Source organism: Proteiniphilum sp. UBA5384, from assembly GCF_002410825.1.
Taxonomy (GTDB): Bacteria; Bacteroidota; Bacteroidia; order Bacteroidales; family Dysgonomonadaceae; genus Proteiniphilum.
In genome coordinates this window covers 130,210-151,077 of the sequence record NZ_DHOS01000010.1, presented here as the reverse complement: position 1 = coordinate 151,077, position 20,868 = coordinate 130,210, and the positions used below count along the sequence as shown (strand labels likewise).

Here is a 20,868-nt window from a genome sequence, read left to right as displayed (position 1 = left end):
ATTTGTAAAGGAAAAAACATTAAAACGACATTACTATGAATCTAAACAACTATCCTGCCGAACCATTCCGTATCAAATCGGTAGAACCGGTAAAAATGATCCCGCTTGAGGAACGGGAAAGAGTAATCAGAGAAGCCGGTTTCAACACATTTCTTATTCCAAGTGACGAGGTGTATATCGATCTGTTGACAGACAGCGGTACCAACGCCATGAGCGACCGGCAATGGGCCGGCATGATGATGGGTGACGAAGCCTATGCCGGCAGTCGTAATTTCCTTCACCTGGAAAAAACCGTACAAGAGATTTTTGGGTTCAGGCATATAATTCCCACTCATCAAGGAAGAGGGGCGGAAAACCTTCTTTCCCAAATTGCCATCAAACCGGGGCAATATGTGCCGGGAAATATGTATTTCACTACTACCCGATACCATCAGGAACACAATGGAGGTATTTTTATCGATATTATTCGCGATGAAGCCCATAATGCCGGCCTCAATATTCCATTCAAGGGAGATATAGACCTGAATAAATTACAAAAGCTAATTGATGAAAAAGGAGAAGAGAACATAGCCTATGTATGTCTTGCCGTAACGGTCAACCTGGCCGGGGGGCAGCCTGTATCCATGAAAAATATGAAAGCGGTACGCGAGCTGACTGACTACTATGGCATCAAGGTATTTTTTGATGCCACCCGTTGTGTAGAAAATGCCTATTTCATTAAAGAACAGGAAGAAGGGTACAGTAATAAATCCATTCAGGAGATTGTGAAGGAGATGTTCAGTTATGCCGACGGATGTACCATGAGTGGCAAAAAGGACTGCCTGGTAAATATCGGTGGATTTTTATGCGTAAATGATGATGACCTTTTCTCCGAAGCGAAAGAGCTGGTAGTAGTGTATGAAGGAATGCCGTCATACGGAGGAATGGCCGGGCGCGATATGGAAGCAATGGCAATAGGACTGAGAGAATCATTGCAATATGAATATATAGAGCACCGCGTAAAACAAGTACGGTATCTGGGCGACAAGCTGCGGGAAGCAGGCATTCCGATGATTGAGCCGACGGGAGGTCATGCGGTATTCCTTGATGCGGCACGTTTCTGCCCGCATCTTACCCAAGATCAGTTCCCGGCACAAAGCCTCGCGGCCAATTTATATGTAGAGTCAGGCGTACGCAGCATGGAGCGGGGTATCGTCTCTGCGGGTCGTGACAATAATACCGGTGAACACCATCGCCCTAAACTGGAAACAGTACGACTCACCATTCCCCGCCGTGTCTATACCTACCGGCATATGGATCTGGTAGCGGAAGCTGTTCAATCGCTCTACCGACGACGGGAGACCATCAAGGGGCTCCGCTTTGTCTATGAACCGAAACAGCTACGCTTCTTCACCGCCAGGTTTGAGGAGATCGATTAACCTTTTTGAAATACGAGGGTGAAATCACCCTGTGATCCACCCTCGTACAATTGCGAAGTATGCTAAATATCATATATAAGTAGTTAAAGAGTTGTCATATGCTGATAGGCTCCGCTGGCGATGTCATCAAGCCACTCCTGGTTCTCAATGTACCATCGGACGGTTTTCCCGATACCTTCTTCAAACTGGAGAGAAGGTTTCCATCCGAGTTCATCCTTGATTTTGGTAGCATCGATGGCGTAACGTAAATCATGCCCCGCGCGGTCGGTGACATAGGTAATCAGTTTTTCCGACGCACCTTCCTCACGTCCGAGCAAACGGTCCACTGTCTTGATGATTACCCGGATCAGGTCGATATTTTTCCACTCGTTGAAACCACCGATATTATAAGTTTCGCCGGCCTTTCCTTTGTGGAAGATCAGGTCAATGGCACGGGCATGGTCCTCCACATAGAGCCAATCCCTTACGTTTTCCCCTTTTCCATAGACCGGGAGTGGTTTATTCTGTCGAATATTGTGGATAAACAGCGGGATCAGCTTCTCCGGAAACTGGTTGGGACCGTAATTATTCGAACAATTGGAAATAACAGTAGGTAAACCGTACGTATCGTGATAAGCCCTGACAAAATGATCGGACGAAGCTTTCGATGCAGAATAGGGGCTATGCGGGTCGTAGCGGGTTTCTTCGGTAAAAAGGGTACTGTCGAACCCCAATGCTCCATACACTTCATCGGTGGAAACATGATAAAAAAGCCTATCATCATAAGCTCCCTGCCAATTTTCTTTGGCTGCCTGCAGCAGATTAAGGGTGCCTAATACGTTGGTCCTCGCAAATGAGAAGGGATCGGTAATCGACCGATCGACATGACTTTCAGCCGCTAAATGGATCACATCGGTAATCTGATAGCGTGTGAATACCTCTTTTATTTGTTCGAAGTTGCAGATATCTTCTTTCAGAAACTTGTAATTGGGTTTTCCCTCCATATCTTTCAGATTCGCAAGATTTCCTGCGTAAGTCAGTTTATCGAGGTTGATGATTTGATAATCGGGATACTGATTCACAAATAATCTTACGACATGGGAGCCTATAAAGCCGGCTCCACCAGTAATCAGGATAATTTTTTTCGACATGATATAATTCTCTATAGTGAATAGTGAATAGTGAAAAGTGAATGTCTATACATTTTTAACTTTTAACTAAAAAGGATGGATTTTTCCGGTCTTTTTCCGAGAGGATAACGTCATTGGCAGGTAAGCCCCAGTCGATTCCGATTTGCGGGTCGTTCCAAAGAATAGCGCCTTCGTAACCGGGGGCATAGTAATTGTCGCATTTATAAGCAAAAACAGCCTCTTCACTCAACACTGCATATCCATGTGCAAAACCACGGGGAATAAAAAGCTGTCGCTTGTTCTCTCCCGAGAGTTCCATCGACACATGACGTCCATAAGTAGGAGAATCCTTTCGGATATCCACAGCTACATCCAGCACACATCCTTTCACCACCCGCACCAGTTTCGCCTGTTCATACGGGGGCTTCTGGAAATGCAATCCTCTTACCACACCATATCTCGACGAGCTCTCGTTATCCTGCACGAAAACGGTTGCAGACACTTTTTCTTCAAACTCTTTCTGTGAAAACGACTCAAAAAAATATCCCCGCTCATCGTCAAATACTTTCGGTTCGATAATCACAACTCCTTCTATATCTGTTTTTACTATATGCATATTTTTTCACTATCTCACTTTCCCACCTTATTTTATCAGTCCAAGCAAATACTGTCCATAAGGGTTATTCTTCATTGACGTCCCTATTTCCCCTAACTGTTCATCGGTAATCCACCCATTCCTCCAGGAGATTTCTTCGAGACAAGATATTTTTAACCCCTGCCGTTTTTCCAACACCTCGATAAAAGTCGATGCTTCCGAGAGGGAGTCATGGGTACCGGTATCGAGCCATGCAAATCCCCGGCCAAAGAGTTGCATCTTTAATTGTTTTTCGTTCAAAAAAACTTCATTTACCGAAGTGATCTCCAACTCTCCACGTGCGGAAGGCTTAATTTTCCTGGCAATCTCCAACACCCGGTTCGGATAAAAATAGAGCCCTGTAACTGCCCAGTTTGATTTAGGTTCAGAAGGTTTCTCTTCGATGCTTATCACCTTCCCCTCACTATCCAACTCAGCTACACCATAGCGCTCAGGACTATTCACATAATAGCCGAATATAGTTGCCATATCCTGTTCTTCCACATCCTGTACTGCCTGGAGTAACATAGCGGGAAGTCCCTGTCCATAGAAGATATTATCACCCAGTACCAAACAGACGGCATCATTCCCTATAAACTCCTCACCGATAATAAAAGCCTGTGCCAATCCATCGGGTGAAGGTTGTTCCGCATAACTGAAGTGTACGCCATAGTCAGTCCCATCGCCCAGCAATCTCTGAAAACCCGGCAAATCAAGTGGAGTGGAGATAATAAGGATATCCCTGATGCCCGCCAGCATCAATGCGGAAATGGGATAATAGACCATCGGTTTATCGAAAATGGGAAGTAATTGTTTCGATATTCCTTTTGTAATAGGATATAACCTTGTACCGGAACCTCCGGCTAAAACGATTCCCTTCATGATCAATCCGGTTTTTCCACAAAGATAAGGAAAATTGAGAGCAATCAAGAGAATTTACTCTCTAAAGATTGCCGAGATGCATCCTATTTTCTTGAAAGGTACAAAATTTTTGTCTATCGAAAAAGATCAGGTCTCAATCTTTTTGTACGTTCTACTGCCTGTTCATGCCGCCATTCCTGTATTTTCCGTTCATGTCCTGACAATAGTACATCAGGGACTTTCCATCCCTTGTATTCAGCGGGACGTGTATATACCGGCGGCGCCAATAATCCGTCTTGGAACGAATCGGACAAAGCGGATTGTTCATCCCCGATAGCACCGGGAATGACACGCACCACCGCATCGGCAATCATGGCTGCCACCAACTCTCCTCCGGTAAGTACAAAATCGCCAATAGAAATCTCCCGCGTAATAAGATGCTCTCTTACACGATAATCCACCCCTTTATAATGGCCACAGAGAATAATAATATTCTCTTTCAGGGAAAGTTCGTTTGCAGTAGATTGGGTAAATTGTTCCCCATCGGGAGTAGTAAATATCACTTCATCATAATCACGCTGTGATTTCAGACAACTGATAACCCTATCAATAGGCTCTATCTGCATCACCATACCGGCTTCACCCCCAAATGGATAATCATCCACCCGTTTGTGTTTGTCGAGCGTATAATCTCGTATGTTATGCAGCCCGAACTCTACCAATCCCTTCTCCTGAGCGCGTTTCAGAATACTGGTATGAATAGCCCCCTCAATCATCTCCGGAAGTACGGTAATAATATCGATTCTCATATAATTAAAATATTCATCCACTTATTGTACGGGAACAGTACTGCCTTGGGATGCTCCATCCTGGCCCTGCAGCACATCTTCGTTGGTAATTGTACGTTGCACCTTCTTCATTGAGGACTTCAGGTCTCCAAACCGATAGGTAATACTCAATCCGAAGTTACGCATTGGATTGAGGTATGTGCTTTTTTGGGAGAATCCTACACCGGTTGTGGTGGAAGACATTTCCCTATATTTAGAGAAAACATCTTGTATGTTAAGGGAGATATCCAGATTCTTCTCCATGAGACTTTTCATTATATTGAAAGAATAGAAATAGAACGCAGATTGTGAGGTTTGCAATTGTATGCGATTCAAAAACAATCCTCCATTTGCCCCGATCCTGAGATCTCCCGGAAAAGAGAAGGTAACCCCTCCGAAAGCGCGTCCCGAGAAACCGTTGTTACGTAATTTACTGTTTTGGGTACTCTGGATATCCGTATAATTCACACCTCCATTGATATAAGAACGGATCATTTGGGTGGGAGTCCAACTCAGATACATATTTGTACCGAACATATGATTGCGGCCGATATTGGCGTAAGTGTTATGGGTAACGGCATTCTCAATAAAACTGTAACCGGTCACAGCATTCTTTGCGAATGAATAGCTAAGTGTGACATTGAAATTGAGTTTTTGGGAGAAAGAACCATAATTGATATTGAAGTTATGCTGCTGTTCCGCATCAAGGTTGGGATTCCCATAACTAATATTATTGGGATCGACATCATTGATATATGGATTCAAATACCAGATCCCCGGTCGGGAAACACGCATATTGTATCCGCCACGTAATGTGCGGGTCATCCCCATTTGATAAGACACCGTAACAGAAGGTACCAGATCAAAAAAATAAGTATTGACAATCGTATCCTGGTCGCTATTCATAAAATGAATTTCTTGCGCGGTATACTCTCCGCGCAGGCCGGCTTTAAAACCTAATTTACCGGCTTTATAGCCATATCCGGCATAGCCCGAAGTGATGTTTTGGGAGTGGTCGAGGTCATTCTGTCTCCCAGGATCGGGTTTCCATATCTTTTCTTCGGTATCAAAAAAAGTGTTATCACTCCTACTGGAGTTATCCCTGAAAATATATTTTGCTCCCGCTTCTATACTATGCTTACCATTAAGGGGATTCACATAATCAACCTGACCGGTATGTTCACTTCCGCCGGCATCATTCACGCTTCTTTGCTGATATCCATCAGGATAATAAAAATCATCTTTTACATCCTCATATGCACTACTATATTTACTATCCATAGGACTATGCTCATACCGGTAAGAAGCGGTAAGCATTTCTCCTTCTCTATGGAAACTACGTTGATAATCGGCCGTCAGGCTTATACCCCCATATTCTGAAGTACTATTGCTTCTCGTATTATAGGAATAAAGGCGAGCGCCCTCCGAGACCACATCTAATAAAGACAGCGCTTTAAATTTCCCCGCATGACGGGATGCAGATAAATTAAACAGATTCACCGTGTCGGGTTCAAAACTGAGTGCCCCATTCAGAAAGAGTCCATGTCCCCGGCTATTATTCGATCCTTTCTGCGACAATGTATTTATCGGGTCAGTCTCTTCCCGCAGGAATTCCGACTCAGACTCGGGACGTTTATGGTAATAATATCCCGCATTGCCCGTAAAACCGAATTTTCCGTATTTAGTGGCCAGATAGGCATTCCCTCCATAACCGCCAAAGGTATCCCCGTTGGCACCCACAGAACCGGAATAGCCATCGTCGGTACGTTTATCGGTGACGATATTGATAATTCCCCCTACTCCCTCGGCATCGTATCTGGCTCCCGGATCAGTAATCACCTCAACATCTTTCACACTGTTGGCGGGCATACTTTTCAGTACCTGTGACGGATTGGAACTAATCATATTAGAGGGTTTGCCATTCAGATATATCTTGAAGTTGGAGGAGCCTTTCAGTTGAATCTCATCTTCTCCGTCGACCGTAACAAGTGGCACCTTGCGCAGCAGATCAAGCACGCTGGAGGTAGATGACTCCGGATCGTCCTTGGCATTATAGGTCAGTTTATCGATCTCTACTTTTACCAGAGGAGCCTGTGCCACGACACTGATCTCATCGAGTTCAGTAGAATTTTCAGCCATTTCGATTTCTCCCATATTCATCGGGTTTTTCGATGTGGTGACTTCTATCCTTTTTTCCAACGTGTCCATTCCCACAAAATGAAAAGTAAAGATATATTTTCCGGGATTAAGAATGGTAGAGAATGTACCATCCTCCTGCGTTGCCAGTTTCTTCTCTGCTGTGGTCGGAGTAGCTTCATGTGCTATTGAAACAGTAGCATAGGGTAATCCTTCCCGATCAGACACCGATATTAACTTTCCCTGTATGGTAACATTCTGCGCTACTAATGCTGTTGAAAACAAAAAATTTATCAGAAAAATGAATATCTGTTTCATCGATATATCGGGAATTTTTAATTTTATTTTGAAGGGTTAAAAATACACATTTAATTGCAAGGGCAACGAATCGGATTCCGATTGTTACGAAAATTTAGTAATAGCCATTTCGATAATATTCCTTTTTTGCATATTTAAACATCAGAAAAATTTACAGACGGAACAAACAAAAGTGCCTATTCATTCGTTTTTTACATTGATCTTCAAATTTTTTCATTATGCGCGCATTAATCAATGCTTTTATTATACATCTCACGCTGAATATTTTGGTTTTTCTCAAAGGATGGAACGCCTTTGAAGGAAAAAAAACAGCCCGTATCATAATGGCTGTCATTTTTGGGTTGGAATTGCTTATTTATTCCATTGGTTTTATATTTTACCGTCACCTGCCTGAAGCAGTCACTCAATTTATCCGCGTGATGGGTACCAGCTGGATGCTTTTTCTTTTATATAACGGGGGATTGTGGTTAATTATCGACCTGGCCAATATGATACGACAGAAACTGTCCCATAAACCATGGAGCATCAAGCGGCAATCTCAACGGTTCAAAATAGTCACTTATCTTATTCCAATGGTAGTGGTAACAGCCATCATGGTACAGGGAAGGTACCGGTTTATGCACCCGGTAGTGCAACAGGTACCCATCACGATCAATAAATCCGCCGGAGAGATGGATTCGGTGCGCATCGCAATGATTGGCGACCTCCATATGGGATACATGATCAACAGATATCATACAAAACGGTTTGTAGACCTGATCATGGCACAACAACCCGACTTGATTCTTTTTGTGGGAGATATTATAGACGGCCATATTGAACCGATCGTACAACAGCGGATGGATGAAGAACTGTCACGTTTACATGCCCCCTTAGGAGTGTTTACCTGTACCGGAAATCATGAATACCGCCATGATACAGAAGAAAAAATCCAACTGTTGGATAATGCCGGAATTACCGTATTACGTGATTCTGCGGTGTTGATTGACAGCAGTTTCTATGTGGTAGGGCGCGAAGACAAAGTAGTGCCTACACGAAAACCGTTACGGGAAATACTATCAGGGCAATCCGTGGAGATGTCAAGGCCGGTGATCGTATTGAATCATACGCCTGACAATCTGGCTGAGGAGGCAGATGCAGGTGCGGACATCGCCCTTTACGGGCATACACACCACGGGCAGGTCTTCCCGGGGAACATAGCCACGGAATTAACCTTTGAGGTTGCCCATGGTTACAAGAAAAAAAAGAACACACATATCTATGTTACCTCCGGTATCGGGTTAGTGGGCCCCCAATATCGGATAGGGACAGTTTCGGAAATGGTGATGTTGACCGTAAAATTCATGCCGTAAAGGTTACAAGCTGTCAACGGCTTTTTCCAGATGAACGGAATGGGAGCCTTTCAACAATATATAATAATTGGTCACAGGCTCCTTTTGTAACGATTCTATTAACTCATCTACATTATCAAACAAACGGAAAGTATCATCCGTGGCGCTCCATTTGTTGAAAACGGCACCTACCAGATAGACTTTATCGTAAGGCTGTTCTTTCAGAAAATGTATTATCTTCTCATGCTCTTCATCACTACTCTCTCCCAATTCCTTCATCTCTCCCAGAATCACCATTTTAGGCAATGTGGTAGGAACTGACGAAAAAAATTCTAATGAAGCTTTCATGCTGGTTGGATTGGCATTGTAGGCATCTATGATCAGATCGTTATTATCCGTCCGTTTGAACTGTGAACGATAGTTCGTGGGTTCATACTCTTCCAGGGCTGTACTAATACGTTCGGCATTGATTCCGAAGAATTTGCATACCGCCACCGCAGCGATGGCATTATCGAAATTGAATTCACCCACCAATCGGGTTTTAACATGATAGGAACTATCGAAAAAACTCCAGTCGAATTCAAGGAAAGGAGTGGCATTGGCAATAGTACCCGAAGCGAAAAGTGAAGGATCATTCTTGCCATAAAGGATACGGTCCATGCCTTCTGACCGTTCAAAGAGCAACTGGTTATCTTTATTTACAAATACTTTGCCTCCATGTTCACGGATAAAATCATATAATTCGGCTTTGGTGTTGACCAGATTTTCGAAAGTACCAAAACCTTCCATATGTGCTTTCCCCACATTGGTAATAATTCCGTAGTTTGGTTCGGCGATCCCGCATAATTCCCGGATATCCCCCGCATGGCTGGCCCCCATCTCCACTACTCCTATTTCATGCGATTTATTCATCGACAGCAAGGTAAGCGGAACCCCAATCTGGTTATTCAGGTTCCCCTGTGTATAAGCCACTTTAAACTCTTTAGAGAGAGCCACTGCAATGAGTTCTTTGGTGGTTGTTTTACCATTCGTCCCGGTGATGCCGATAATGGGTATTTTCAATTTCTTCCGGTGACAATTAGCCAACTCCTGGAGAGATTCCAGTACATCCTTCACCCGGATAATCCTGTCACTCCTGCTCTCCGGCTCCTCATCTACCACTGCATACGCACAACCTGCCTCAATCGCCTTCTCCGCGAACAGGTTCCCATTAAACCGCTCTCCTTTCAAGGCGAAAAAAATGGCCCCCTTTGGGCACATTCTCGAATCGGTTGTAACCACAGGATGTTTGAGAAACAAATCATAAAGTGTTGCTGTTTCCATATTGCTTCCGGTCAATAGCTTATAAACCCAGTTTGATTGTAGTCTCTGCGGGGATAGCATCCCTGTGTAATACAACACTCAAAGTCTTATAACGGACAAAAGGGTCAGAGGCATACCAAATTCCCTTATAGGGACCGGCCTCACCCCATGAATTTTTCACCATAAAAAACTTGTTACCGTTCTGGTCTTTTGCAATACCATAAATCTGCATACCATGGTCATCGGTAGTCTGATAGTTGTCGAACGACTCTTGTCTCATCTCCTGTGTAATTTCTTTTTCTGCCAAGACTTCCTTTCCAATACGCGACTTAAGGTCGGCATCCCGTTCACGGGTAGAAAGGCCGAGCCATTTGGCCTGGTCGGAACCGGCATTTTCGGCTGCATTCTCATCGGGTATAATTGCTATACCTTCACGGGAAAAACCAGCCTCACTCACGTCGGAAGCCCAACCGACAGTATATCCCTTCATAAGCGCATTCTCAATCACTTCCATCAACTCATCGATGGGGAGATTATAAGAATTAGCCCAACGCCAGTTATCAGGCACTTCAATTGCGAAGGATTTATAAAACGGATGATGGATGAATGAAGTCAACGAGATATAGTCATCCTGTTTGATTCCAAGGAAATCTTTAAAAGTTTGGGGAGTGTATTGCTTCCCCTGATAAGTAAATGTTTCCGGCAATGGTCCCAGATATGTATCGAGTATGGCTGAAAATCCGTTCATCCAGACTGGCGACAAACTTTTTGCGCCAATAATTCCATCCATGTATCCTTTCAGCACCTTATCTAGTTCGCCATGATTATGTGTCTCAGAACCATAATTCAGTCCGCGATAAGCATCTTCCGGCATTATACCATATTCATTAAGGGTCTCTACCACATCGGCGAAAGACCCCCCGGCACTAAAATTCAGACTGCCATGCAAACGGGCATACTTCCGGGCTTTATCTTCATAATTCCTGCGTACAATATACATCTCGGACAGATCAAACTCCCCTTTTCCCATACGAAGCAATTCTGATTCCAACAGTCCCACGCCGGAGAAACTCCAGCAGGTTCCCGAACTGGCTTGATTTTTAACCGGTGTAACGGGATTTTCCTTTACTACAGAAAAGTTATATGCATTTTGTGACGAAACGGTAATCACCGTCAAAAGAAAAATAAAGACTCCAATTAATCTGTTCATAATTATTATTCGGCTCTTATTCAGTTATTATTCGGCTGTTACTCGGTTGTTATTCGGTGATATCCAGTCGTTCTACGTGCGAAGTACCAATAACACCCAAAGTGAGAATAATACGCGCGGAGCGAATGAATAGCGGCGAAGTCGAATAACTATAAAGCATGAGCACAAATGTACCATTTTTTGAGGAATTCTCTAATGTTTTTCTCGGTGCGATTTCCATAAAAAGTCAAAAAAAGAATATCTTTACGCTCTCATGCAAATTATATGGATAGGAAAAAATATTTATTTTAAACGGTTTCATGTGGAAGTCGGGAAAATCATGTACATTTGCGAAAACATATTTAAATTCGTTTGATATGGATGATTTGAAGCCTAAGAAGAAAAGATTACGCAAAGGACTGGGATGGTTCTTTGGAATACTGATACTCGCTCTTGGAATTTTTATTTATGTTCGTTTCTATTATGTATTTGGGACGGGAGTAAAATCAGGAGAATTAAATTATCTTGTTTATAAGGGAGTGGTCTTCAAGACCTATGAAGGGAAACTGATTCAGTCCGGTTTTCGTGCCGACAAGCCCGGTGGTTTACAGTCAAACCAATTCGAGTTCTCGGTTGTCGACAAGAAGATTGCAGAACAACTAATGATATCAAGTGGCAAACATGTGCAATTACATTACAAGGAATATTTCGGCACAATACCCTGGCGGGGATACACCAAATTTATCGTGGACAGCATCATCATGATAGAGGAGCCGTCCAAGCAAAGTTTGGAAGAGGAGTTAACACCCTATTTCCTTGACTCGATGTAAGGAGGTTTGATGGCAAAAAAGAAGTTTTATGTTGTTTGGAAAGGAATAAAACCGGGGATTTACAGTTCGTGGGAAGAATGCAAAGTACAGGTTTCCGGTTTTGAAAATGCCCTCTATAAGTCTTTTTCGACTCTGGAAGAGGCCGAAAAGGCGCTCTCCTCCAATCCGTGGAAATCGTTGAACAGCCAACAAGGGAAAAAGGTGAAATCGCCTGTCACGTCGAAGTCCCCGACCATATCCGGCACTACCCTCCAAATCATCCACGAGAGTATTGCAGTGGATGCCGCCTGTAGTGGCAATCCCGGCCTCATGGAGTACCGGGGTGTATTTGTGGCAGACGGCAAAGAGATCTTCCATATAGGTCCCATGGCAGAAGGAACAAACAACGTGGGTGAATTTCTTGCTATTGTGCATGCCTTGGCCCTACTTAAAAAGAAAAACAACAATATTCCCATCTATTCCGACAGTGTGAATGCCCTCAAATGGATAGCCAAGAAAAAATGCAATACCAAACTGGCACAGACTGCCGTAAACAGACCGATTTTCGAACTGATTGACCGTGCCGAAACTTGGCTGCGCACCAATCATTACTCCAATCCTCTCCTGAAATGGGAAACAAAACTGTGGGGCGAGATTCCCGCCGATTTCGGCAGGAAATGATTTATCAAATGATATCGGCCACCATTTTTTCGACAGCCGGCAGATGCTTCAAGCCTGCATCCAATTTTGTACGATAATACTGTTCCACATCCTTCCATCGGTAATAAGGCGCCATATCGCTCTCCACGGGAATCATCTGTTCCTCCTCGTTAAGCAGTATTTTGACTAAAATATCCGGATTTTTCTTGTGCCGATAGAATACCAGTTGAATGTTGCTCGCCATGGGGAAGAATTTATAGGCTCTCCATACTTCATGCAGATTCTCTAAATCGTCAGTTTGGTATCCACAGTTGCCCAATTCCATTAAACAAGCCAATGGAAGTAGGCAGGACTCATGCCCAAATCGCAGGGTCGCACTGCTTTCCTTTTTTGTCAGGCAGGTATCCGCCGTGTTCAGTATATTTTCCAATAAATTAGCTTCCACAAATGGGAGTTGTCCGTCCGACAGGGGCGTAGCCGCGGAACGTATATACCAACGGATATTATCCCTCTTCCACAGGTCGTAGCACTCCTGTTTGGTAAAGAAGCTGAACAAATCCAGACCGGTATCATGGCTCTGCATATTACGAGCCATCTCAAACAGCGCAATCATCAGGTTTTCCGAATCAATATGCTCCTCAACATAATTCATATCCTTGAACATTACCTTCATGAGCCGTTCAGGATGGACAAACTTTCGTTGAAGGTCCTTTGTAGCTTTATCGTTTTTCTTCCTTTCCGCCGAAAAGAAATCATCAGAATAATTCATATAATACATATCATGCTCGCTTGCGTCATAGCTGAATGTAAGTTGTGGATTCAACTCCTTCAATTGTAAACACTGGGAAGTCATCGAAAGGATACAACGGATTATAATGGTGGAACGGGCATCGATATGCGCTTTTTTCCGGAATATTTGCGGATAATCCTGATACATTCTTTCAGCAATACCCTGATGTTGGCGTACACCTACCGGAGTGAGTTCTCCATAACGCTTTCTGGCCATATTGGCCATACTGTCCGTAATTATAAGTATTTGTTTGCCCGCCCCGGTCAACACATCTGCTTTATCCGCTGCTTTTAGTACCCGAACCGGTTCGTTATAGGCTTTTTCTTCATTGATCAGAAAGCGGGATCCATGACGGGCATAATGACTTAAATAAAAAGGGGCATATCCTTTTGGGGGTGCCGTATGTTTTCCGGAAGGTGTTGGATAAGCATAATAGTTGCCACCTGCAAGGTTTATATTTTCAAAAATCTCCTCTTGTGCCGTTTGTGCGTGGATACTCAACGTGATGCACAACAGCATCAATAGTCCATAAAAATACTTCATTCCTTTCATCTGTCTGTTATTTAATATTCAAGCCTCTTCACGTAAAAACTATCTACAAATATATCAATCTTATGATCAAACAAAAACTGAAACAGAAATTTTAACAATTTCAAACCTCCATTAGTCTCAAAAGTTTTCACCTTCACGCACCACGCTCCGGATCATAATCATTGGCGCACCGAAATTTCAATCGCGGAAGGGTTCAAATATTACCATCAAAGGAATTATCTAATTGCGCAAACCTCTTCTTTTTAGATATTCCAACAAATAAGCCGGCCGGTCAGTTTGAATCAGGCGTGCCCCCAAAGTATCGATCAGGTAGCCATAGCCTTTATCCGGATCCTCCAGCGACATATCGTCATCATGTCCTCCCGCCATGGTATCCCACAATGTGTTATACCAAATCAGTGATTTCCCTTTTAGATTAGGCACCAACTGTTTGGGGAGAGGATTGGTATCGGAAACAAAAAGTAATTCGAATGCCACAGGATTAAAATCGGATATAAAATCATCGATTATCTTTTCAGCATTTTCCTTATCCAGATTGACAATAGGCATATAGATCACATCGTCGAGATAATTCCCGAACTGCTCTTTAACCTGCCGGGGGGATTTACTTCCTTTCATGATTATTTGCCTTTCAGTACCGGTCTTTTTCAAAAGGGCATATACCTCATCAAAATAACGGTCGGCCTTGTCCAGATTCAGTAAAATCTTCCCTTTCGCCAATAACAGCGCCTCTTCCAGTGTCGGCACCACTTCTTTCGTCCTGATTGCACACCCATTCCTTAACCTTAACGTCTTGATAGAATCCAGGGTCCACTCTGCAACTTTACCTTTCCCGGTAGTGGTACGATCCAATGTGGCGTCATGCATCAGTATGAGCTGTCCATCTTTTGTGCGTTGGATATCCAGCTCCACGATATCCACTCCCATTTTTATGGCATTCTCTATGGCCGGTAGTGAATTTTCCATCGCATAACGCCAATCGCCCCGATGCGCGGCCACAAGCACTTTGTTCAAATTGGGATTTATCAAATCGGCCCTTATTGCCTCGGCATTCCTCACATCTTGCGACACTAACCCCGAAGGACTTTTACATGCTGTAAGAAAAATGAAAGAGCTAAAAATAAAAACGACAGTACCGTGTAATTTATTTCTCATCATAATCGATTGTTTTATCTCTAACTTATATTGGGTCATTCACTATCTCTCTCAGACCCCATATTGCCGGAGGATCTCCAGAATAGGATTTTCAATCACATCCAATATCCTGTCAAAACCCAAATCATTGGGATGCACGCCATCCGTGGTTCCTTCATGATCAGTGCCCAGGAGTTCACCTTCAATAAAATAAAGGTCCTTTATTCCTGCGGACTTTAATTTTTCAAATTCATGTTTGAAGTTTTTGTTTTGGCCGGTCACCCGTTCTTTTACTTTCACATCAAAGTTTCCACCCTCACGCACAACGCTCTGGATCATAATGATTGGTGCACCGGGATATCGATTGCGGATGGTTTTCACAAGGTATCCGGTGCGTTGGCTGATCTCATCCGGGCTTGGGTTAGCGGCACAATCAAGAATATAAGCATCCGCTTCAATATCTGCAAGCATATCGGCTACCGGTTGATGCATTTTCCCATTTCCGCTTAATCCAAGATTAATAAAGTTGATACCCGACTTTCTGGACAAGCGTGCGGGATATGCCATTCCCGGCCTGCTGGCAGATGCCCCTTGGGTGATGCTGGATCCATAAATCAGTACCTTTTTACGGAATGGATTAACAGACGGTTCTATAAAACTATCTTCAGCGACTCCGATTTCTAAACTTTTAATTTCATCATACAGAGGGAGATATAACAAGCATTCTTTCTCTCCATCCTCCATATTTTGCACTACCTGTGCTGTAGTGGAATTGACCGTTGGACGTCCTACTCCGGCAAAAATCCACTCTCCGTCCCGTTTTATATAGAGATCAAGGCCCTTATGCGCGATAGCAGTCATGTTACTACTCGTCTTTGGATTTGCAGTGGTCCACCGTGCCGAAATTGTATTGCTGTTTGTTTTGAAAACAATGGCCAATCCCGCCGAGTTGGTAAATAACTTCTTCACCGCAGCCGGCATCGTCTGATACTGTAAAGTATCAATTCGGTGATAATGATGAGGTGTAGGATTAGCTTTACCTATCAGAGTCAGTTCTTTCGCATCCACATAGACAACATTGCCGATCTGTTGCCCCAAAAGATAGCTGATGGGAGCCATGGTGAAAAGGCAAAAAAGCAGCATTAATTTTGATGTTTTCATTCTTATTTTTTTGATCGTTGGGTATTGAATCGTAAAGGTAATAATTTTATACATCTTAAAAGGAAAACATATTATTATCTCCAAGGGCAACGCATTAAAACTTTAGCAATGAAAGAAGATTATCCTTATCCCAACCGGCTCTCCGTCTTTTGGAAACTAGGCTTCCTTTCGGAACTTTAACCTTTTTCAATAAGTTCAAGGAAATTTTCCATACAATGGCGAAAATTGGAGCGGCGATCTCGTTGTTTTTCGATTCCGTTTTCCTTTGGCCAAAGCATGGGTTCTGTTCCACGCTCCAGGCATGAACCAGATGGATGGGGAATTTACCGTGGAAAGAATCCGGGGAACCCCGATACTCTTCCCGTCAATAGCTATCACCTTGTCCAGTTTGCCGCTCTCCTTCATATGGGATGACCATTCTATAAAGAGTCGTTCGAAGTGGTGTAAATTGATCAGGCCGCATACCCGGTTGATCATATCATAGAAGACAAACTCTACCTGAGAGTCAACCGTGAGAAGTTTCTATTTTCATTCTCCGAAAAGAGAGTAACGTCCATTTTCTTCAACAATCCAGTTATTTGAATAATTTAAAAGGTGAATCCTTTACATATATCCTGTAATCCTTTATCATGCCCGGTTTTCCCGATTCGGGGCGTGGTAGGTATGAAAATCCGCTTATCACCTTGTCTTCCCCTAAATCAATCACGATATGATGAGGATGTCCGGGGTTAGTGGCAGAATAATCGGTATGCCAGAAAGTCGATTCCTGCAGGTCGAATACATTGGATGCAATGTTATTGGCATCATTCGTCTCTTCACTGTCGGCATATACCACTTTCCAATGTTGACGAGAAATAGGTTTTCCATCTTCGCCAAGCAATTCCAGTTCAGCAATAGCTGCATAGTCGTCTCCTCCGTGTGAATTAAGTGATTTAAGACAGAAATAACGGATCAGCTCCTGTTTTCCGAATTTCACATGCTGCCACCCGTTCCCGGGTTTGAATGATCCGGCATAATAGGGTTGCTCTCGTTCGAGATTCAACTCTTCGCCCACTTTCCGGTGTGTATACGCTGAACCTAGTAGTGAGAGTTCATCAAGAGTGGGGGCACGCAATCCTGTCAGCGATGCCTTTTCAGGAGAAGCCATATCCAACACGATTACTTCGTTTTCTCCTTTTTTCAGCCAGCATCCGGGCACATACAATGCCTGTTGAGGCCCAATCTGCCAGTAACGCCCGATGGCATGTCCATTCACCCATGCCATTCCTTTGCTCCATGTACTCATGTCGAGGAAAGTATCCCCGATCTCATCAAGCGTGAAGCTTGCCCGGTAAAAAGCGGGGTGTCCTTCGCTGTTCGCTTCATCCTTGTAAATCCGATTTTTGGCAAATTCGTAATCTACGGGGATGTTGTACACTTTCCAGTCTTTCAGGTCGGTTGTCCCATTTTCAGAAATGAGTTCCACCTTTTCGGTGATTCCCTTCCGGTCATATATCCCTTCACCGAAGTTCATACGTCCCATCGCTTCCACAAGGATATCCAGCACATCGCCCTCCTTCACGGGAGGCAGCACGACGGTTCCTTCCCCTTTTAATCGGCTGAGTGTGGCGATCCGCTCACCATTAAGGAATACCTGTGTCCAGTCGTGGGCCTCGGTGATCACTAATGTCTGGCGTACAGCCAATTCCTTCAGTTTGGTACGATATAAGATGCTTCCCCACCCCTGATCGAAGTATTCCATCGATTTAATATCTTCACTCCGTTTCGGCTCGGGAAGGTTATCGAATAAAACAGCATTTTCTGTCAACTCAAATTCTGAGATCGAAATGGTCGGTATCGAATCCGGCACCGGAGCCAATTGTTCTCCTTCGGGGAGGTATTGTTCCAATAGTTTACGCACTTCGTAGTACTTGGGCGTTGCCCGTCCATATTCGTTGATGGGAGCATCATAGTCATAGGAAGTGGTGGTAGGCGAGAAATTGGGAAAATTGGCGCCGCCCCAATGTCCGAAACTTGTTCCTCCGTGTGTCATGTACAGGCTGAATGAGATATCCTGATCGAGCATTTCCTTCAATCCTGCCACGAGTGCTTCCGCGCTGCTTGTTTCGTGTTGCCCGCCCCAGTGGTCGAACCAACCGGACCAGAATTCGCTGCACATCAACGGGCTTTCGGGGCGCAGTTCTTTCAAGCGGCGGAACTGGTCTTCTATATTCGCACCGGTCCCGAAATTGATCGTCCACAGCAGGTCGTCGAGTGCGTTGTTCTCGAAATTGGAATTCCAGTCGCACTGGAAAAGAGGCACCTCTCCCAATCCCGCCTCTTTCACAATATCGCGTATATTGGCTACATATTCCTTGTTGGTACCATAGGCACTATATTCATTTTCCACCTGGAACATGATAATATTTCCGCCCCTTGTTATCTGCAAGTCTGCCAACTGTTTCCCTACTTCATTCATAAACAACCGTGTACGCTCCAGATAATAGGGATCGTTATCACGAAGTTTAATATCACTCCTCTTCAGCAGCCACCAAGGAAGTCCGCCCATCTCCCATTCGGCGCAGACATAAGGGCCGGGGCGTACGATCACCTGCATCCCATGCTTCTGTGCCAGCCGGCAGAAGGCGGCCACGTCGTTATTCCCTGTAAAATCGAATTTACCTTCTTCCGGTTCATGGATATTCCAGAAGATATAAAGACAGATCGTATTCATTCCTAACGCTTTGGTCATTTCAATACGGTGTTCCCAATATTCGCGGGGGATACGCGGATAATGAAGTTCCGCCGCCTTCACCACGTAAGGTTCGTTATTCAGGAGAAAAGTGTTCTGTCCTATATTGAACGACCCTTTCTCGCGGTTGTTACAACTACTTGTCAGTACAGCCAAAATAACACCGACTAAAAAGATACTTTTTTTCATTTTGGTTTATATTATTTACTCATGTTTCTTATACGCCTCATAATCCGTTGGATTCACCCAGGGGGTCAATGTCCAAGGTTCTTTGATCGTACCGTCCACCACTTTTTCATAAAAATCCCAGGATGACGGGTCGTCATAAGGATAACGGTCGAAGATATCACCATCTCCTACCACCCTCGGATCTTCCTGTTCACGTAAATGTGAGAATAACAACTCCCGCAGTTCTCCCTGTATTGAGGCATACTGCTCTTCTCCGGCAAGATTCCCCACGCAGAAAGAATCCTCCCGGAGGTTATACAGTTCTTCGGCCGGACGCAATCCCATCGAGAGTGTATAATATGAACTGTCAACGCCATCGCGCATCATATCCAGGATAATTGTCTTGGTAGGCGAACCGTCGATATCCAGATAACCCGTTTCCGGATTACCCGCAGGCATCAGATGGGGCTTTAAGTTGTTAATGTACAGAAAATCGCCGGAAATAATAGCCCTTATGGGATAGCCCTGGTTGTCGGGGCGGCCAATATCGTCCCGTTCCCGCCCAAGCAACGTGTAACTTCTTTCCGGATCCACCTTGCCGTCTTTCCGACTTTTAAAAATATTTACCAAACTCTTTCCGGGCGAGGAATGCATTCCGGAGGACTCCCACTCGATAGCTGCCGCGTCAAGGAACGTAGGGGCCAAATCGACAAAATTAACCAGATCGTTGATTTTCCTTCCGGGTTTATTTATTCCGCTTTTCCACATGATTGCCAACGGAAGATGATGGGAATATTCATAATTATTGGCCTTGGCGCGCGGGAAGGGCATCCCGTTGTCGGAAGTGACGACGATGATGGTATTGTCGAGCATTCCCCTCTTCTCAAGCTCATCGAGCATTTTTCCGATCTGTGTGTCAAAATATTCTATCTCGAAGGCATAATCGAGCATGTCGGTACGCACCTCTTCCGTGTCCGGCCAGAAAGGAGGTACTTCGTCAATCATGTCCGTGCTCTTTCCTCCCAGGGTGATACCCGAACCGTATTCGTAAGCCCTATGCGGTTCACGGCTGCCAAACCAGAAAAACCAGGGTTTACCGCCGCTACCGTCTTTATCCAGGAACTCGATAAAATTGGCCACGTAGTCTTCCGTGCTCATTGAAGCTGTCGGGGCGGTCGTCCTATTTTTATTATAGTGCTTGCCTGTCAACAACCTTGGCTGCCCGTCCACCATCCCCGGGTTTCCGGGAGCCCATCCCTTCCCGGTATATGCCACCATATAGCCGTTATCGGAAAGCGCCTCTGTAAAGACCTTGAACTCGGAAGGGAAATTGGTGATATGGTTCCCTCCTTCTTTCAACTGCCATGAATAACGACCCGTGAGAATACTCGCCCGTGAGGGGGCGGATTTCGCATTGGAGGTATAGCAGTTATTGAAGAATAGACCTTCCGAGGCAACCCGGTCAAAAACTGGTGTTTCAACCCAACTGCAACCTGCCATGCCAAAATGATGGAACGAGGCATCGTCCGCAATACAGAAAAGGATGTTAGGGGGCTGACTGTTTCCGGCATGATCCCGGGTACACATGGCTAAATTTCCCGGAATGAGCACGGAGAGAGACAGCGCTTTGATGATGGAGGAGTTGTAATTTATTTTCATCTGACATTGACTTTTAATTCATCACCTTTGATATTGTCCGAAGTGATATTGATTTTGATATCTTCTTTTTACCGGAATA

17 protein-coding genes are annotated in these 20,868 nt (G+C 44.3%); 4 read left to right on the top strand and 13 right to left on the bottom strand.

All coding sequences use genetic code 11. The annotated features are described in order from the left end of the window. Positions 1 to 35: 35 nt before the first annotated feature. Entirely contained in the window at positions 36 to 1,418 is a 1,383-nt protein-coding gene (locus tag B4G81_RS03515) for a tyrosine phenol-lyase (protein WP_294080166.1), read from the top strand. A gap of 83 nt (positions 1,419 to 1,501) precedes the next feature. Here B4G81_RS03515 and rfbB read toward each other — a convergent pair whose 3' ends face one another. From rfbB to B4G81_RS03490, 5 genes are all read right to left on the bottom strand, one after another. Next, entirely contained in the window at positions 1,502 to 2,548 is a 1,047-nt protein-coding gene (gene rfbB, locus B4G81_RS03510; protein ID WP_414703160.1) for a dTDP-glucose 4,6-dehydratase, read from the bottom strand. A gap of 55 nt (positions 2,549 to 2,603) precedes the next feature. Continuing rightward, positions 2,604 to 3,143 (bottom strand): dTDP-4-dehydrorhamnose 3,5-epimerase, encoded by a 540-nt coding sequence (rfbC, locus tag B4G81_RS03505; RefSeq protein WP_294080164.1) that lies wholly within the window; start codon positions 3,141 to 3,143, stop codon positions 2,604 to 2,606. Positions 3,144 to 3,170: 27 nt separating this feature from the next. After that, positions 3,171 to 4,043, bottom strand: coding sequence for a glucose-1-phosphate thymidylyltransferase RfbA (gene rfbA / locus B4G81_RS03500; protein WP_294080162.1), 873 nt, complete (start codon positions 4,041 to 4,043; stop codon positions 3,171 to 3,173). Between the two features lie 113 nt (positions 4,044 to 4,156). Further along, complete coding sequence (gene trmD, locus B4G81_RS03495; RefSeq protein ID WP_294080160.1) at positions 4,157 to 4,831, bottom strand: tRNA (guanosine(37)-N1)-methyltransferase TrmD; 675 nt, start codon at positions 4,829 to 4,831, stop codon at positions 4,157 to 4,159. 21 nt (positions 4,832 to 4,852) lie between these two features. Next, entirely contained in the window at positions 4,853 to 7,303 is a 2,451-nt protein-coding gene (locus B4G81_RS03490; RefSeq protein ID WP_294080156.1) for an outer membrane beta-barrel protein, read from the bottom strand. Positions 7,304 to 7,521: 218 nt separating this feature from the next. Between B4G81_RS03490 and B4G81_RS03485 the strand changes: the two genes are divergently transcribed. Then, a complete protein-coding gene (locus B4G81_RS03485) occupies positions 7,522 to 8,655 on the top strand; it encodes a metallophosphoesterase (protein ID WP_294080154.1) in 1,134 nt (377 codons plus the stop codon). A 3-nt stretch (positions 8,656 to 8,658) separates the two neighbouring features. Here the strand turns inward: B4G81_RS03485 and B4G81_RS03480 are convergent, their stop codons facing one another. Beyond that, on the bottom strand, positions 8,659 to 9,957 hold the full coding sequence (locus tag B4G81_RS03480; protein ID WP_294080152.1) for a UDP-N-acetylmuramoyl-tripeptide--D-alanyl-D-alanine ligase: 1,299 nt from the start codon (positions 9,955 to 9,957) through the stop codon (positions 8,659 to 8,661). Positions 9,958 to 9,976: 19 nt separating this feature from the next. Next, on the bottom strand, positions 9,977 to 11,146 hold the full coding sequence (locus tag B4G81_RS03475; RefSeq protein WP_294080149.1) for an aminopeptidase C: 1,170 nt from the start codon (positions 11,144 to 11,146) through the stop codon (positions 9,977 to 9,979). Positions 11,147 to 11,502: 356 nt separating this feature from the next. Here B4G81_RS03475 and B4G81_RS03470 point away from each other — a divergent pair, with 356 nt between their 5' ends. Beyond that, the gene (locus B4G81_RS03470; protein WP_294080147.1) at positions 11,503 to 11,955 is read left to right on the top strand and encodes a hypothetical protein; all 453 of its coding nucleotides are present in this window, start codon (positions 11,503 to 11,505) and stop codon (positions 11,953 to 11,955) included. Between the two features lie 9 nt (positions 11,956 to 11,964). Continuing rightward, a complete protein-coding gene (locus B4G81_RS03465; protein ID WP_294080145.1) occupies positions 11,965 to 12,615 on the top strand; it encodes a ribonuclease H family protein in 651 nt (216 codons plus the stop codon). A gap of 4 nt (positions 12,616 to 12,619) precedes the next feature. Here B4G81_RS03465 and B4G81_RS03460 read toward each other — a convergent pair whose 3' ends face one another. The 6 genes from B4G81_RS03460 to B4G81_RS03435 all read right to left on the bottom strand — a co-directional run bounded on the left by B4G81_RS03460 (position 12,620) and on the right by B4G81_RS03435 (position 20,789). Beyond that, positions 12,620 to 13,927 carry a histidine-type phosphatase gene (locus tag B4G81_RS03460; RefSeq protein ID WP_294080426.1) on the bottom strand — a complete coding sequence of 436 codons (1,308 nt, stop codon included), beginning with the start codon at positions 13,925 to 13,927 and terminating at the stop codon, positions 12,620 to 12,622. Between the two features lie 228 nt (positions 13,928 to 14,155). Further along, positions 14,156 to 15,091: a glycerophosphodiester phosphodiesterase family protein gene (locus tag B4G81_RS03455; protein WP_414703162.1), complete on the bottom strand. Its 936-nt coding sequence runs from the start codon at positions 15,089 to 15,091 to the stop codon at positions 14,156 to 14,158. A gap of 51 nt (positions 15,092 to 15,142) precedes the next feature. Beyond that, a complete protein-coding gene (locus tag B4G81_RS03450) occupies positions 15,143 to 16,231 on the bottom strand; it encodes an SGNH/GDSL hydrolase family protein (RefSeq protein ID WP_414703159.1) in 1,089 nt (362 codons plus the stop codon). Positions 16,232 to 16,426: 195 nt separating this feature from the next. Next, positions 16,427 to 16,708: a hypothetical protein gene (locus tag B4G81_RS03445; RefSeq protein WP_294080142.1), complete on the bottom strand. Its 282-nt coding sequence runs from the start codon at positions 16,706 to 16,708 to the stop codon at positions 16,427 to 16,429. 97 nt (positions 16,709 to 16,805) lie between these two features. After that, positions 16,806 to 19,151, bottom strand: coding sequence for a beta-galactosidase (locus B4G81_RS03440; RefSeq protein ID WP_294080140.1), 2,346 nt, complete (start codon positions 19,149 to 19,151; stop codon positions 16,806 to 16,808). A 15-nt stretch (positions 19,152 to 19,166) separates the two neighbouring features. Then, positions 19,167 to 20,789 (bottom strand): sulfatase family protein, encoded by a 1,623-nt coding sequence (locus B4G81_RS03435; RefSeq protein WP_294080136.1) that lies wholly within the window; start codon positions 20,787 to 20,789, stop codon positions 19,167 to 19,169. Positions 20,790 to 20,868: the final 79 nt, after the last annotated feature.